At 47.8% G+C, this 13274-nt stretch carries 16 protein-coding genes and 1 tRNA gene; 10 read left to right on the plus strand and 7 right to left on the minus strand.

Annotated elements, in window-relative coordinates:
* Positions 1–41: 41 nt before the first annotated feature.
* From fdx to hscA, 4 genes are all read right to left on the minus strand, one after another.
* The gene (gene fdx, locus HMPREF2865_RS02610) at positions 42–383 is read right to left on the minus strand and encodes an ISC system 2Fe-2S type ferredoxin (RefSeq protein ID WP_003686005.1); all 342 of its coding nucleotides are present in this window, start codon (positions 381–383) and stop codon (positions 42–44) included.
* A 92-nt stretch (positions 384–475) separates the two neighbouring features.
* The gene (locus tag HMPREF2865_RS02615) at positions 476–838 is read right to left on the minus strand and encodes a TIGR02328 family protein (protein ID WP_070645434.1); all 363 of its coding nucleotides are present in this window, start codon (positions 836–838) and stop codon (positions 476–478) included.
* Positions 835–1464 carry a GIY-YIG nuclease family protein gene (locus HMPREF2865_RS02620; RefSeq protein WP_070645436.1) on the minus strand — a complete coding sequence of 210 codons (630 nt, stop codon included), beginning with the start codon at positions 1462–1464 and terminating at the stop codon, positions 835–837. Before HMPREF2865_RS02620 ends, HMPREF2865_RS02615 begins: the two co-directional genes overlap by 4 nt.
* 82 nt (positions 1465–1546) lie before the next feature.
* Positions 1547–3406 (minus strand): Fe-S protein assembly chaperone HscA, encoded by a 1860-nt coding sequence (gene hscA, locus HMPREF2865_RS02625; RefSeq protein WP_070645438.1) that lies wholly within the window; start codon positions 3404–3406, stop codon positions 1547–1549.
* Between the two features lie 245 nt (positions 3407–3651).
* On the opposite strand from hscA, the gene rpsF reads away from it, so the two are divergent.
* From rpsF to mltB, 5 genes are all read left to right on the plus strand, one after another.
* Positions 3652–4023 carry a 30S ribosomal protein S6 gene (gene rpsF / locus HMPREF2865_RS02630; protein WP_003686150.1) on the plus strand — a complete coding sequence of 124 codons (372 nt, stop codon included), beginning with the start codon at positions 3652–3654 and terminating at the stop codon, positions 4021–4023.
* Complete coding sequence (gene priB / locus HMPREF2865_RS02635; protein WP_191620531.1) at positions 4020–4322, plus strand: primosomal replication protein N; 303 nt, start codon at positions 4020–4022, stop codon at positions 4320–4322. Before rpsF ends, priB begins: the two co-directional genes overlap by 4 nt.
* A 6-nt stretch (positions 4323–4328) precedes the next feature.
* Entirely contained in the window at positions 4329–4559 is a 231-nt protein-coding gene (gene rpsR, locus HMPREF2865_RS02640) for a 30S ribosomal protein S18 (protein ID WP_003678863.1), read from the plus strand.
* Between the two features lie 16 nt (positions 4560–4575).
* Positions 4576–5028, plus strand: coding sequence for a 50S ribosomal protein L9 (gene rplI / locus HMPREF2865_RS02645; RefSeq protein ID WP_003678862.1), 453 nt, complete (start codon positions 4576–4578; stop codon positions 5026–5028).
* Positions 5029–5235: 207 nt separating this feature from the next.
* Complete coding sequence (mltB, locus tag HMPREF2865_RS02650) at positions 5236–6315, plus strand: lytic murein transglycosylase B (protein WP_070461317.1); 1080 nt, start codon at positions 5236–5238, stop codon at positions 6313–6315.
* Between the two features lie 60 nt (positions 6316–6375).
* Here mltB and HMPREF2865_RS02655 read toward each other — a convergent pair whose 3' ends face one another.
* The gene (locus tag HMPREF2865_RS02655; protein ID WP_070461503.1) at positions 6376–7089 is read right to left on the minus strand and encodes an aldose epimerase family protein; all 714 of its coding nucleotides are present in this window, start codon (positions 7087–7089) and stop codon (positions 6376–6378) included.
* Between the two features lie 198 nt (positions 7090–7287).
* Here HMPREF2865_RS02655 and dnaX point away from each other — a divergent pair, with 198 nt between their 5' ends.
* Both dnaX and HMPREF2865_RS02665 read left to right on the plus strand, forming a co-directional pair.
* Positions 7288–9288, plus strand: a complete 2001-nt coding sequence (gene dnaX, locus HMPREF2865_RS02660; protein ID WP_070645439.1) for a DNA polymerase III subunit gamma/tau — start codon at positions 7288–7290, stop codon at positions 9286–9288.
* An 89-nt stretch (positions 9289–9377) separates the two neighbouring features.
* Positions 9378–9713, plus strand: a complete 336-nt coding sequence (locus HMPREF2865_RS02665; protein ID WP_003678854.1) for a YbaB/EbfC family nucleoid-associated protein — start codon at positions 9378–9380, stop codon at positions 9711–9713.
* 149 nt (positions 9714–9862) lie between these two features.
* Here the strand turns inward: HMPREF2865_RS02665 and HMPREF2865_RS02670 are convergent.
* Positions 9863–9938 (minus strand) — tRNA-Asn (locus HMPREF2865_RS02670).
* Positions 9939–10077: 139 nt separating this feature from the next.
* Positions 10078–10569, minus strand: a complete 492-nt coding sequence (locus tag HMPREF2865_RS02675) for a NemA protein (protein WP_070645440.1) — start codon at positions 10567–10569, stop codon at positions 10078–10080.
* A 180-nt stretch (positions 10570–10749) separates the two neighbouring features.
* Here HMPREF2865_RS02675 and dapF point away from each other — a divergent pair, with 180 nt between their 5' ends.
* The 3 genes from dapF to cysK all read left to right on the plus strand — a co-directional run bounded on the left by dapF (position 10750) and on the right by cysK (position 13239).
* Positions 10750–11601 carry a diaminopimelate epimerase gene (gene dapF, locus HMPREF2865_RS02680; RefSeq protein WP_070645441.1) on the plus strand — a complete coding sequence of 284 codons (852 nt, stop codon included), beginning with the start codon at positions 10750–10752 and terminating at the stop codon, positions 11599–11601.
* Positions 11598–12200, plus strand: coding sequence for a hypothetical protein (locus HMPREF2865_RS02685; protein ID WP_070645442.1), 603 nt, complete (start codon positions 11598–11600; stop codon positions 12198–12200). The genes dapF and HMPREF2865_RS02685 overlap by 4 nt, the downstream gene beginning before the upstream one ends.
* A gap of 106 nt (positions 12201–12306) precedes the next feature.
* On the plus strand, positions 12307–13239 hold the full coding sequence (gene cysK / locus HMPREF2865_RS02690; protein ID WP_094192812.1) for a cysteine synthase A: 933 nt from the start codon (positions 12307–12309) through the stop codon (positions 13237–13239).
* Positions 13240–13274 lie beyond the last annotated feature (35 nt).

Here is a 13274-nt window from a genome sequence, read left to right on the forward strand (position 1 = left end):
GAATTTGTGGTTTCAGACGGCCTTTTTCATTAAATCTCGCTTTAATGATCTTCGCGAGCGTGGTTGATGGTGTATTTGGGGATTTCCACCACCAAATCTTCATCCGCAACGACGGCCTGACAGCTCAAACGTGAATCGGCTTCCAAGCCCCATGCTTGGTCGAGCAGGTCTTCTTCCAATTCGGTCGGTTCTTCCAAGCTGTCAAAACCTTTGCGGATAATCACGTGGCAGGTGGTGCAGGCGCAGGATTTTTCGCAGGCGTGATCGACTTCGATGTCGTGGTCAAGCAGTACGTCAAGGACGGTTTGGCCTTCCGGTGCATCTTCGATAACCGCGCCTTCAGGGCATAATGTCGCGTGTGGGAGTACGGTAATTTTTGGCATTTTTATTGTCTCAGTTGTTTAAGAGTGGTTGTGGTTAAAGCGGTTTCAGACGGCCTTGGATATTCAATATTCAGACTGTCTGAAAAATGGGTTTATAACATGATGCCTTTACTTCTTAAATTTTCCAAACACTCATCCAGATAGGCATCATCATGTTCGGCATAAATCGGCGAAGTGGATGCTTCAATCGCGTGCGAATGGTATGGGGCAGCGGCTTTGCCGCGATATAGCGGGTCTTTCCATAAAGCATCCGGTTTGTAACCGCGCCTTTCCATCTCTTCCATAATCAACGCGTGATACAGATAGAGTTTGTAGGGCGAATGAGTGAAAACGTAATTAACCGTCGCATGCGGCCTGCCCCAGCCGGCCCCGCGCAAGGCAGCGCATTCGCGGTGTTGCCCCAAAAGCTGGGCGCGGGGGAGTAGGGGGATAAGGGTTTGGTGCCAGAGTCTCATTGTGATTCAAATAATTTTGAGTAATCTTCGTAAGCTATCTTCAAATCTTTTTTTGAGTAGGTAGTATAAATGTGAAGACCCTCTTCAATTTCAGTGGTTAGCTTTGATCCACTTTTCCCAAAGTATTCGTCTTTATATAGACGGACTTTAGAATTTTTGGGTTTATATGCATTTTCTGAAGAGAGGAGATTTCTTAATATTGAAGGATTTTGTTGATGCTTTTCCTTGATAAAGGAGATAAATGCACTTCTGTTTACTTCAAAAATTTTTTCTTGATGATGTTCTTTGACAGTTTTTTCAAAACCCAACTCTGCTATTTCATTTTTAGGAAATACAATTTCGCCTCTTAATGAGAGAAAAAGCCTTTTCACAAGATTTTCATCAATTGCAAAAAGCTCAGTTTCTCCTATTTGGCTTTTGCCGAAAATTTCATGAAGTAAGGTTTCTTTTTCTTTATAGTTGTCGGTTTTAATGGCTAGAATGCGCTCTAACCCAGCAACGTTTGCGTAGCCGTTGTTTTCCAAATGGCGCATTCTAATTTCAAAATTATTTTCGTCAGTAATACCAATTTTATATACACCTTTGATGACGGTTTTCATCAGGTAGACAATGCCTGCTTTTTCCATTGTTGTTCTTTATTTTTATGTTTGTAAGAGGATATCTTTTCAGACGGCCTTTTTATCAAAGGCCGTCTGAAACCATTTGCCATCAAATATTATCAATGCTTTGGCCTGTCAGCGCACGTTGGATGTTTCGGTTCATGCGCTTGGCGGCGAAGTTGTCGGTGCTGTGGCTGAGTTTGGCGACGGCGGCGCGGATGTCTTCGGCTTTGCCGTCTTTCAGACGGCCTTGCAAAGCAGCAATGTCTTGTTGAATCTGTTGCAATTCTTCGGCTTCCAATAAGTCGCTATCCAATTCAAGGGCGGCGTTGACGGCGTCGGTCAGGCTTTCGGCTTCGACTACAGCTTCGGCGCGTGCGCGTGCGGCCATGTCTTCGGCGGCGTTGCTCATGCTGTCTTTGAGCATTTGGGTGATGGTGCCGTCGTCCAAGCCATAGGAAGGTTTGACTTCGATTTGCGCCTGTACGCCGGTGCTTTGTTCTTGTGCGGAAACGGACAGCAAACCGTCGGCATCAACTTGGAAGGTCACGCGGATACGCGCTGCGCCTGCTGCCATGGGCGGAATACCGCGCAGGGTAAATTTGGCAAGGCTGCGGCAGTCGGAAACGAGTTCGCGCTCGCCTTGAACGACGTGTATCGTCATGGCAGTTTGACCGTCTTTGAAAGTGGTAAAGTCCTGCGCACGCGCGGTAGGAATGGTAGAGTTGCGAGGAATGATTTTCTCGGCAAGACCGCCGTAGGTTTCCAGACCAAGCGATAAAGGTGTAACGTCAAGCAGTAGCCATTCGCCGTCGGTTTTGTTGCCGGCAAGGACGTTTGCTTGTATGGCGGCACCGAGTGCAACCACTTCGTCAGGATTGAGGTTGTTCAGCGGGGTTTGGCCAAAGAATGTGGCAACTGCTTGTTGAACGTGCAACATGCGGGTAGAGCCGCCAACCATAATCACGCCTTTGACATCTGCCTTGGTTACGCCTGCGTCTTTCAAAGCCTGTTTGACGGGCTCGATGGTTTTTTGTACCAGATTTTGGGTCAGATTGTGAAACTCTTGGCGGGTAATGACGGTATGAACTTTATGGCCGTCTGAAAGTGTGGTTTCGATGACGGCTTCGGTTTGAGTGGTCAGTTTTTCTTTGGCGGTACGGACAAGGGAAAGCAGAAGTTGGCTGTCTTGTTCGTTGAGTTTGGAAAGGTCGTTTTGTTCGAGCAGGTAGCAGAACAAACGATGGTCGAAGTCATCGCCGCCCAATGCGCTGTTGCCGCCGGTGGCTTTAACTTCAAACAATCCTTTGGTCAGTTGCAATACTGATACGTCGAATGTACCACCGCCCAGGTCGTAAACGACAAACGTGCCTTCTGAAGCGTTGTCCAGTCCGTAGGCGATTGCGGCGGCGGTCGGCTCGTTGAGGAGGCGCAATACATTCAAGCCTGCCAAGCGTGCGGCATCTTTGGTGGCTTGACGTTGGGCATCGTCGAAATAGGCAGGTACGGTAATGACGGCACCGACCAAATCGCCGCCTAATGTTTCTTCGGCACGCGATTTAAGGGCTTTGAGGATTTCAGCCGATACTTCGATAGGCGTTTTTGCACCTTGACGGGTGTTTAACTCGACCACGCGCTCATTGGGTGTAAATCGATAGGGCAGGTATTGCGCCTCTTGTGCGAGGTCGGTAAGGGTGCGGCCGATCAGGCGTTTGGCGGAGCTGACTGTATTTAGCGGATCGGTTTTTTGGGCAGAAAGGGCGTTTTTGCCGACTTCAACTTCGCCATCCAAATAACGGACAACCGAAGGCAGGGTGGCGCGGCCGTCTGAATCAGGCAGGCAGACTGCGCTGCCGCTGCGGACTGTGGCAACCAAGCTGTTGGTTGTGCCTAAATCAATGCCTACGGCGAGGCGGTGTTGATGGGGGGCGGCGGACATGCCGGGTTCTGAAATCTGCAAAAGAGCCATGATTGTGTGCCTTCTGATGCTGTATTTATTAGGATGGGGCAGATTTTAGCAGATTTTTGGCAGATAGTTGAGTGGTTTGCTAGGAAATAACCATAAGGCCTATTGTTGTTTTTTAATTGAAAAGAAAGTGGATTTTGAATCCGGACTTGTATTTTTTAAGAAATGCGGATAAAATTCAGCCTCTTTGCCTTGCCTTTTACTTCGCATGGTGAAAGGCTGTTTTTAATCATCCATAAGGAGATAACATGCGTCATTACGAGATCGTGTTTATCGTTCATCCTGATCAAAGCGAGCAAGTGCCTGCTATGGTTGAGCGTTACAAAACCATGATTACTGAAGCCAGCGGTAAAATCCACCGTTTGGAAGACTGGGGCCGTCGTCAATTGGCTTACCCAATCAACAAAATCCACAAAGCACATTATGTTTTGATGAATATCGAAACTACTCCTGAAGTGGTTGAAGAGCTGGAAACTGCTTTCCGCTTCAATGATGCCGTACTGCGTCACCTGACCATCAAAACAAAACACGCTGTAACTGAAGCTTCTCCAATGTTGGGCGGCGAAAAAGCAAAAAATTTGCTGAACGGTGCAGCTGAAGAAGTTGCAGCAGCCGAATAAGATTGAACAATCTGATTAAGCTTACCGCCCGTATCTTACAGGTTCAGCCTTTGAGATACACGCCGGCAGGAATTCCTGTTTTAGATGTTGTGTTACAACATGAATCTTGGCAGGAAGAAAACGGACAGAAATGTCTGGTCAAATTTGAAATTCCCGCGCGGATTTTAGGTAAGCAGGCTGAGGAATGGCAGTATCGGCAAGATGCCGTCATCGAGTCGGAAGGTTTTTTGGCGCAACGCAGCCAACGCTTCCCCAAGCCGGTACTACGCATACAGAACATTAAAGAATATAAAGGTTAAACGACAATGGCTCGTCAATCATTCAAACGTAGAAAATTCTGCCGCTTTACGGCTGAAAAAATCCAAGAAGTTGATTACAAACAAGTTGATTTGTTGAAAGACTTCATCTCTGAAAACGGCAAAATCATCCCTGCCCGCATTACTGGTACTAAAGCACACTACCAACGTCAGTTGGCTACTGCTGTGAAACGTGCCCGTTTCCTGGCTCTGTTGCCTTACACCGATCAACACAAATAATTTTGGAGTTTAAATCATGCAAATTATTCTGTTAGAAAAAATCGGCGGTCTGGGTAACTTGGGTGACATCGTAACCGTTAAAAACGGTTACGCACGCAACTTCCTGATCCCTGCCGGTAAAGCAAAACGTGCAACCGAAGCCAACATGAAAGAATTCGAAGCACGCCGCGCTGAATTGGAAGCCAAACAAGCTGAAATCTTGGCTGATGCTAAAGCACGTCAAGAAAAACTGGAAGGCCAAACCATTACTGTTGCTCAAAAAGCCGGTGTTGATGGTCGTCTGTTCGGCTCTGTTACCAATGCTGACATCGCTGAAGCAATTGTTGCTGCCGGTATCCAAGCTGCTAAAGCAAACGTACGTCTGCCTAACGGCCCATTGAAAGCTGTTGGCGAATACGAAGTTGAAGTGGCTCTGCACACTGACGCTGTTGCTAAAATTACCGTTGCTGTTGTTGCAGCCGCTGAGTAATTGATTCATTCAAGGCCGTCTGAAAATCAAGGGTTTCCTTGGATTTCAGACGGCCTTGTCTATGTGCTTGAGTCGAAGCAAATAGGTACCGAGTTTCTATATTTTTTGGCTGATTAAAAAGATGGCAGTTGGCATAGAGAGATGATGTGTTGGACGAATATTCTTTCGTATTCGGATTTATCATAGTATTTAATAAAGAGATTATTTATGAATAAAATCAAAATCTTTGGGATGGGTCTGGCTGCTTTGGCTCTAGCTTCATGTAGTACCCCGCAAAAGCCTGCTGTCGATACAGCGAAACCTGTTGAGCCTGTTTCTTCTGCAAAACGCCCTGTATTTGATGCAGCGGCTGAATCTGTTGCCAGCAGCGGTTTTAATGAGAACGTCAATGTTCAGCAGTTTATCCAATATGAAGTAAAAAACCGCCGTTTCAGTGCGGAAGAGTTGCGCAATTTCTTTAATGGCGTGGTGTATAAAGGCAACATTATTACCATTATGTACCGCCCAAGCACTTCGCGTCCTTGGTATGAATTCCGCACCGGTAACTCTGGTGCAGCCAAATTTAACGGCGGCAGACAATTCTATGCGGCAAACCGTGCCGTAATCGATGATGTGGCACGCAAATACGGCGTACCTGCCGAATTGATTGTGGCGATTCTCGGTATCGAAACCAATTACGGCAAAAATACGGGTAGCTTCCGCGTTGCCGATGCCTTGAGTACATTGGCCTTTGATTATCCACGCCGTGCCGAGTTCTTCCAAAACGAGTTGAGCGAACTTTTGCAGATGGCAAAAGAAGAAAAAGAAAATATCTTTGACTTCAAAGGCAGCTATGCCGGTGCGATGGGTATGCCGCAATTTATGCCTTCAAGCTACCGTAAATGGGCGGTGGACTATGATGGTGATGGTCATCGCGATATTTGGAATAATGTCGGCGATGTGGCGGCTTCTGTCGCCAATTATATGAAACAGCATGGCTGGCAGACCGGCGGTAAGATGGTTGTGCCGGTAAGTCTGACGATTACTCCGCACTTGCAGGCGATTATCGATGAGAAAACTGCCTTGACGCGCACTGTCGCAGATTTCAAAGCTTTGGGTGTCGTGCCTCAAGCTGCTGTTGCGGATAATGAAAAGGCTGTATTGTATGCTTTGGAAACCAGCCCGGGCGTATTTGAATACTATTTGGGCCTGAATAACTTCTACACTGTATGGCAATACAACCACAGCCGCATGTATGTAACAGCGGTACGCGATATTGCGAATGCAATCAATAACAATGGCCTGTAAGCCATAAGAAAACCACCCATTTGGGTGGTTTTTAAGTATTTGGGGCTTTTACAGAACATTTTAAGCCATCAGTTTGATTTTCATGGCGTAACGTTTTTTGCTGTGCCCTGAAACAAACTGTCCGCCTTTTGCAGGGGATAAAAACGCATTGCCTTCTGCGGTTGGTTCTGCACAAGTATATTGGCCGTTTCTATCGCTCCAGAGGGCATACACAGGCAGATTGTGGGTGCGGATATCCAGTTTCAAGCCGTTAAATGCAACGTGTGCATCCTGGTCGGAGGAAACAAATTCGGTATGGGAGATATAGTCGGCATCGTATGGCGCGCCGTTGAAATCAAATTGTGTACCTGCGGCGGTAAAGTAGGGGTGGAATCCCGGAGACGTGCGGACGGGCGATTCGCCGTAATTGCAGACAGTTAGGATGGCGATGGCTTCATTTTCGTTAGGCAGACTGTAATCAAGCAACCATTCGACGTGTTCATAGCCTTTTTCTGTGCTGATTAATTTCAAGCCGATATCCGATTCATTTTGATGGCGGATTTCCCAGTCTGAAGTTCTGCCGAAACCATGTTGAGCTAGATGATTTTTGCTGTCCGGTCCGAATTGGGGTAAGCAGACGTGCATGCCGCCGCGTAATTTTGTATCATCGCCCACGTGGACGCTGGTTTTCGGAAACAAGACTTCCCGTCCTTTTAGAATCAGGGAGTCAATATATCCGCCCATTGTATTGACTTGCATAGTGGCTGATTGGTTGCGTAGTATGATTTCAGGCATAATGATTTTAGCTTCAAATTGTTTATCATTTGTGTGGCATTCTAACATTGCGATGACATGCTGTCGCTGCCAGCTTGATAGAAAATCCTTAATAAAAATCAAAAAAATGCTAGAATATATGCCATTTTCTGAGGCCGTCTGAAGAGCGGATAATTCTTTTCAGACGGCCTTCCGATTTATTTCCCGTAGAGAAACAACATGGCTTATCAAGTTCTTGCACGAAAATGGCGTCCGAAAACCTTTGCCGATTTGGTCGGTCAGGAACACGTCGTCAAAGCCCTGCGCAACGCGCTGGACGAAGGCCGTCTGCACCATGCCTATCTGCTGACAGGGACTCGCGGTGTGGGTAAGACCACGATTGCCAGGATTTTGGCCAAGAGCTTGAACTGCGAAAATGCCGTGCATGGCGAGCCATGCGGTCAGTGTGAAAGCTGTACGCAAATCGACAGCGGCCGTTATGTGGATTTATTGGAAATCGACGCGGCATCGAATACCGGTATCGACAATATCCGCGAAGTGTTGGAAAACGCACAATACGCGCCAACTGCGGGTAAATACAAAGTCTATATCATCGACGAAGTGCATATGCTTTCCAAAAGCGCATTCAATGCCATGCTGAAGACTTTGGAAGAACCGCCTGAACACGTTAAATTCATTTTGGCAACCACCGATCCGCACAAAGTCCCCATTACCGTATTGAGCCGTTGTCTGCAGTTTGTGTTGCGCAACATGACAACGCAACAGGTTGCCGAGCATTTGGCGCATGTCTTGGATCGTGAAAACGTTCCTTATCAGCCGCAGGCTTTGCAGCTTTTAGGACGTGCCGCCGCCGGCTCGATGCGCGATGCGTTGAGCCTTTTGGATCAGGCGATTGCCATGGGTTCGGGTAAAGTGGCCGAACAAGATGTCCGCCAGATGATCGGAGCGGTCGATAAACAATATTTGTTTGAATTGCTTGAAGGAATCATCAATCAAAACGGTGAGGCCTTGCTGGAAAAAGCTCAGGAAATGTCCGCCAGAGCGATTGGTTTTGACAGCGCATTGGCAGAATTGGCCATGCTGTTGCAACGTTTGGCTTTGATTCAAACCATTCCTTCTGCCTTGGCAAATGACGACCCTGAACGTGAAACTTTGCTGCGATTAAGTCAGGCTTTGAGTGGTGAGCAGATTCAGCTTTATTATCAATGTGCTATTCATGGCAAACAGGATTTGCCGCTGGCTCCGGATGAGTATGCCGGTTTTGTCATGACGCTTTTGCGCATGCTTGCATTTGCGCCGTTGGCCGCTTCGGGTTGTGATACGCAAAGTCAGATTGAACACACGGATTTGCATTCCGATCATCAGAAAGCTGAGGCCGAAAAAAAGCCTTTTCAGCTGCCGAAATCTGAGCCGATAGTAGCACCGGCGGTTGAGAAAGAAGCTGTTCCGACCAAACAGGATCCCGTTGAAAGGCCGTCTGAAGAAACTATTCAGACTGCTCAACAACAGGCGGATGTACCGCCTTGGGAGGAAATGCCGAGCCAAGTATCGGCTGAGCCGCTTCAAACACAAACGGCGCAGATACAAGAAGCGGAGGCACCATTGCCTGTTGCAAAAGTTCAGACGGCCTCTGAGTTGGAAGAATATCCGCATATGGATGTGGAAATTCCGCCTCCGTATTTTGATGAAGCATATACATATGAAGATTCACACCATACTGATGTGATGGAAGTACCGCAGCCGGTTGTGTCTGCTGAGCCTGAAGAAGAGGAGGGGGATGGAGAAGAGCTTCAGTTCGTTCCTTTGCCTGAGTTTAAAACAGAGAATTGGCACAGCATTATCGAACGCTTCGCCCGTAAATTAGGCGCGGCGCAGATGTTGGCGCAAAATGCGGCATGGACGGGTTATGATGCGGAAGCAGGATTAATCATGCTGTCGTTGACGGATGAGGCCAAAGCCACTGCTAATAAAGAGCGCTTGGATAAAATCTGCCAGACGTTGAGCGAGGCCTATCATCTTGGCAATTTAAGGCTGCAAACCGAGCCTTGGCAAGATGATAAAGGCTGGGAAACGCCGGTGATGCGCCGCAAACGTATTCAAGAGGAAGGGCGGCAGCAGGCGCAAGATTTGCTGGAAGCGGATACGACGGCGCAGAAAATCTTGCAAACCTTTGAGGCGCAATGGCTGCCGGATTCTTTAGAGTTGGCAGGACATTCTTAACATACTGATATACAAGGCCGTCTGAAAGGCAATAGCGTTTTCAGACGGCATGAGTGAAACCCATTTATTCAAACCCATAGGAGTAAAACATGTTTGGAAAAGCCGGATTAGGCGGCCTGATGAAACAGGCTCAACAAATGCAGGAAAACATGAAAAAGGCACAAGCCAAGCTGGCTGAAACCGAAGTTGAAGGTGAAGCAGGCAATGGTTTGGTGAAAGTCGTGATGACGTGTTCCCACGTTGTCCGCAAACTTGAAATCAGCCCTGATTTGATTCAAGAAGCCGCTGACGACAAAGAAATGCTGGAAGATTTGGTATTGGCCGCCATTAATGCCGCTTCTGAAAAAGCCGAAGAAACCACCAACAAAACCATGGGTGCATTCACCCAAGGCCTGCCTGCCGGTATGGGCGATTTCTTCCGTTGATTTAAAAATAAATAAAAGGCCGTCTGAAGCCAGATTTGGGTTTCAGACGGCCTTTTTTATTATGAGGACTCATGGGCTTTCTTTGGGAAAGAACAAGCGTTCCTTATTGATGTAAAAAAGCCTGAACAGCAGTTCAGGCTTTTGAAATTTGGCTCCCCGACCTGGGCTCGAACCAGGGACCTGCGGATTAACAGTCCGTCGCTCTACCGACTGAGCTATCGGGGAATGGGGCGTATTATAATGGCTGGAAAAAATGTGTCAATCCATATTTTCAAGAAAATGGTGCAAAATATTTCAAATGTTTGAATGTTAAAAATATTTTGTAATCAAGTTTCACATACTCCCCAGCCGTTTCAGACGGCCTTTAGTATTTGGCGTTAACCAATTTGCCGTTTTGGAATACTTGTTGCTGCATCACCGTGCCGTTGTAAGCGTAAGTGGTTAACGAGCCGTTACTTGGCGTGGCACGGAACTGCATCAGTTGGTTGCGGCTGAGGACGTAGGGGTCCGTGCGTTTTTGGCTGTTGTCGCTGTAAAAGTCTTGCACGACATATTCGTTGTTGCGTTTGCTGATCAGTTGGCGATGGAAACCGCCTTTGACTGCGCTGTTGCTGGGTGTGCCGTGTGCATCAAAATAGGTCACGATTTGTTCTTCTGAGATACGGATGCCGTCTGAATCCGTGCCTTTGGTGGTTTTGGTTTTGTCCAAGCCGACTGGGATGTTGATGGATGTGCCCAAGCCGACATGGCGGCCGATGCTGGTGCCGACGCCTAAGCCGACGGAAACGCCGGGTGTGCCGACTGTACATGCGCTGAGTAAAGCGGCCAAAAGGGCAGGTAAGAGAGCTTTTTTCATAATGTGTATCCTTGTAATAAGAAATGTTTGTAATGTGGGAAGTATAGTATTTTTGCGGGGTGGCTGGTGTTAGTATTGGTAAAAGGGCACAATGCAGTCTGAAAAACAAGATAGAAACGGATATATCATTCTGGTGTAGAATGTGCCGGAATAATGATTTAATAAGAATGTGAATGAATAATGAAAACTTTGAAATTTACGAAGATGCACGGCTTGGGCAATGATTTTATGGTGGTCAATGCCATCGAACAGGACTTTGATCCATTGGCTGCGCCGCTTGCCCAATGGGCAGACCGCTATCGCGGCGTGGGTTTTGATCAGTTTTTGGTAGTGGAGAAGCCTTCTTCTGATGCGGTCGATTTTCGGTACCGCATTTTCAATGCCGATGGTCGGGAAGTAGAGCAGTGCGGCAATGGCGCGCGTTGTTTTGCGCGTTTTGTCGCGGATAAGGGGTTGACGGATAAAACGGAAATTTTGGTCGAAACGGCCAAAGGGATTATTGTGCCGAAGCTGCTGGATAACGGTTTGGTTACCGTCAATATGGGTAAACCGCGTTTCATGTCGTCTGAAATTCCGTTTGTGCCTGCGTATGGTGAAACGGAAGATGCGTTGACACATATTGTCTTGGTCGGTTTGGAATCTGTACCGGTAAGCTGCGTGAATATGGGTAATCCTCATGCGGTAATTTTGGTTGATGATGTTGAGGCTGCACCGGTGGAGCATTGGGGCAGTGCCATTGAATCGCACGAGCAGTTTCCTGAACGGGTCAATGTCGGTTTTATGCAGGTTGAAGATGAGTTGTCCGTCCGTCTGCGCGTGTTTGAGCGCGGGGTGGGGGAAACTCAGGCTTGCGGCACTGGAGCGTGTGCGGCCGTGGTGGCCGGCGTGCGCAATGGCCTGCTGAAAGCGGGTGCGCCTGTGCGTGTTACTCTGCCTGGGGGCGAACTGTTTATCAGTTGGGAAGAAGGCGGCGATGTGCAAATGACCGGCCCTGCTGAAACCGTTTTCGAAGGCGAGTTGCAGTATTCATGATGGTTTCTTTGGATTTTTGGTTTGCCATTGCGTATGCTGCGGTATCGTTGGCGTTTATTTTTCGTGCGCAGCGGTTTCAATGGCTTTGGGCTGCGGTTTTGTTGTGGCTGGGGATTTCGGCACTGGGCGCGCGCCTGTTGCCCGGAATGTGGGGCTTTACGCATACAGGCCCTTTGTTCATCCCTCATTTTTACCTGACCGCCGCCAGTGTTTTTTTCTTTATTGACGATTGCGGTAAAACGGAAGACGGAAAGTTTTGGTCGGCAGGTGAATATACCGGTTTAACCTTATTTGCCGTTTCCAATGTCGTCATGACTTTGGCTTTTGTTTTCTTGGCTGTCGCGGTTTATTTCATCTTGCCGCTGGCAGGCTCGGTTTTTGCATGGGCGGCCTTGCTGAAAATTTATGCTTTGAAACCCATTTATTGGTTTGCATTGCAGGGCGTCCTGATGCTGGTGTTTTATCTGCACAGAGTGGTTGTTTGCAAGCAGTCTGCCTCTCTTTTCAGTATGCGGCAGATGTGGGCAGGCTGGACGGTTGCCGTCGTGATGCAGGCTGTGGTTGCCGTTGCATTGATTTTTGAGCGCAGTGGATATTGACCGCGCTTGAACCAAAAGTTATAAAGAAAGAAATTTTCGATATTGGTTTTTCAGACGGCCTGAGTTTAATATGCAGGCTGTATTACATCTAAATCAGGAGCAGGAAATGAAAATTGCAAATAATATTACCGAGCTGATCGGCAACACACCTCTGGTGAAACTGAACCGCCTGACCGAAGGTTTAAAAGCGCAAATCGCCGTTAAACTTGAATTCTTTAATCCGGGCAGCAGCGTGAAAGACCGTATTGCCGAATCTATGATTGAAGCGGCCGAGCAAGCCGGTAAAATCAATAAAGATACCGTTATCGTCGAGGCAACCAGCGGCAATACCGGTATCGGTTTGGCCATGGTGTGCGCGGCCCGCGGTTATAAATTGGCCATCACTATGCCTGAAAGCATGAGTAAAGAACGCAAAATGTTGCTGCGTGCGTTTGGTGCAGAATTGATTTTGACCCCTGCTGCCGAAGGCATGGCAGGCGCTATCGCCAAAGCCCAATCTTTGGTGGACGAGCATCCGGGCACTTATTTCATGCCGCGCCAATTTGATAACGAGGCCAATCCTGAAGTTCACCGTAAAACCACTGCCGAAGAAATTTGGCGCGATACAGACGGTAAAGTGGATATTTTCGTGGCCGGTGTGGGTACGGGCGGTACGATTACCGGCGTGGGCGAAGTGTTGAAAAAATACAAACCCGAAGTTCAAATCGTGGCTGTCGAGCCTGAAGCCTCCCCGGTATTGAGTGGCGGCGAAAAAGGCCCACATCCGATTCAAGGTTTGGGTGCAGGCTTTATCCCCAGCGTTTTGAATACGACTGTTTATGACAGCATTTCCAAAGTACCTAACGAGGCAGCGTTTGAAACTGCGCGCGCTATGGCCGAAAAAGAAGGCATTTTGGTGGGTATTTCCTCAGGTGCGGCAGTATGGAGTGCATTGCAACTGGCCAAAAAACCTGAAAACGAAGGCAAGCTGATCGTTGTCTTGTTGCCATCATATGGCGAACGCTATCTTTCTACACCTCTGTTTGCCGATTTGGCATAAATATAGGATTGTGGTTAAAAGGCCGTTTTCAGACG

The sequence above is a fragment of the Neisseria sp. HMSC073G10 genome, assembly GCF_001812605.1.
Lineage (GTDB): Bacteria > Pseudomonadota > Gammaproteobacteria > Burkholderiales > Neisseriaceae > Neisseria > Neisseria subflava_A.

Bases quoted from the DNA above. Each gene is read 5' to 3' on its own strand.
- fdx (WP_003686005.1), bottom strand. From the start codon at position 383: ATGCCAAAAATTACCGTACTCCCACACGCGACATTATGCCCTGAAGGC.
- HMPREF2865_RS02615 (WP_070645434.1), bottom strand. From the start codon at position 838: ATGAGACTCTGGCACCAAACCCTTATCCCCCTACTCCCCCGCGCCCAG.
- HMPREF2865_RS02620 (WP_070645436.1), bottom strand. From the start codon at position 1,464: ATGGAAAAAGCAGGCATTGTCTACCTGATGAAAACCGTCATCAAAGGT.
- hscA (WP_070645438.1), bottom strand. From the start codon at position 3,406: ATGGCTCTTTTGCAGATTTCAGAACCCGGCATGTCCGCCGCCCCCCAT.
- rpsF (WP_003686150.1), top strand. From the start codon at position 3,652: ATGCGTCATTACGAGATCGTGTTTATCGTTCATCCTGATCAAAGCGAG.
- rpsR (WP_003678863.1), top strand. From the start codon at position 4,329: ATGGCTCGTCAATCATTCAAACGTAGAAAATTCTGCCGCTTTACGGCT.
- rplI (WP_003678862.1), top strand. From the start codon at position 4,576: ATGCAAATTATTCTGTTAGAAAAAATCGGCGGTCTGGGTAACTTGGGT.
- mltB (WP_070461317.1), top strand. From the start codon at position 5,236: ATGAATAAAATCAAAATCTTTGGGATGGGTCTGGCTGCTTTGGCTCTA.
- HMPREF2865_RS02655 (WP_070461503.1), bottom strand. From the start codon at position 7,089: ATGCCTGAAATCATACTACGCAACCAATCAGCCACTATGCAAGTCAAT.
- dnaX (WP_070645439.1), top strand. From the start codon at position 7,288: ATGGCTTATCAAGTTCTTGCACGAAAATGGCGTCCGAAAACCTTTGCC.
- HMPREF2865_RS02665 (WP_003678854.1), top strand. From the start codon at position 9,378: ATGTTTGGAAAAGCCGGATTAGGCGGCCTGATGAAACAGGCTCAACAA.
- HMPREF2865_RS02675 (WP_070645440.1), bottom strand. From the start codon at position 10,569: ATGAAAAAAGCTCTCTTACCTGCCCTTTTGGCCGCTTTACTCAGCGCA.
- dapF (WP_070645441.1), top strand. From the start codon at position 10,750: ATGAAAACTTTGAAATTTACGAAGATGCACGGCTTGGGCAATGATTTT.
- HMPREF2865_RS02685 (WP_070645442.1), top strand. From the start codon at position 11,598: ATGATGGTTTCTTTGGATTTTTGGTTTGCCATTGCGTATGCTGCGGTA.
- cysK (WP_094192812.1), top strand. From the start codon at position 12,307: ATGAAAATTGCAAATAATATTACCGAGCTGATCGGCAACACACCTCTG.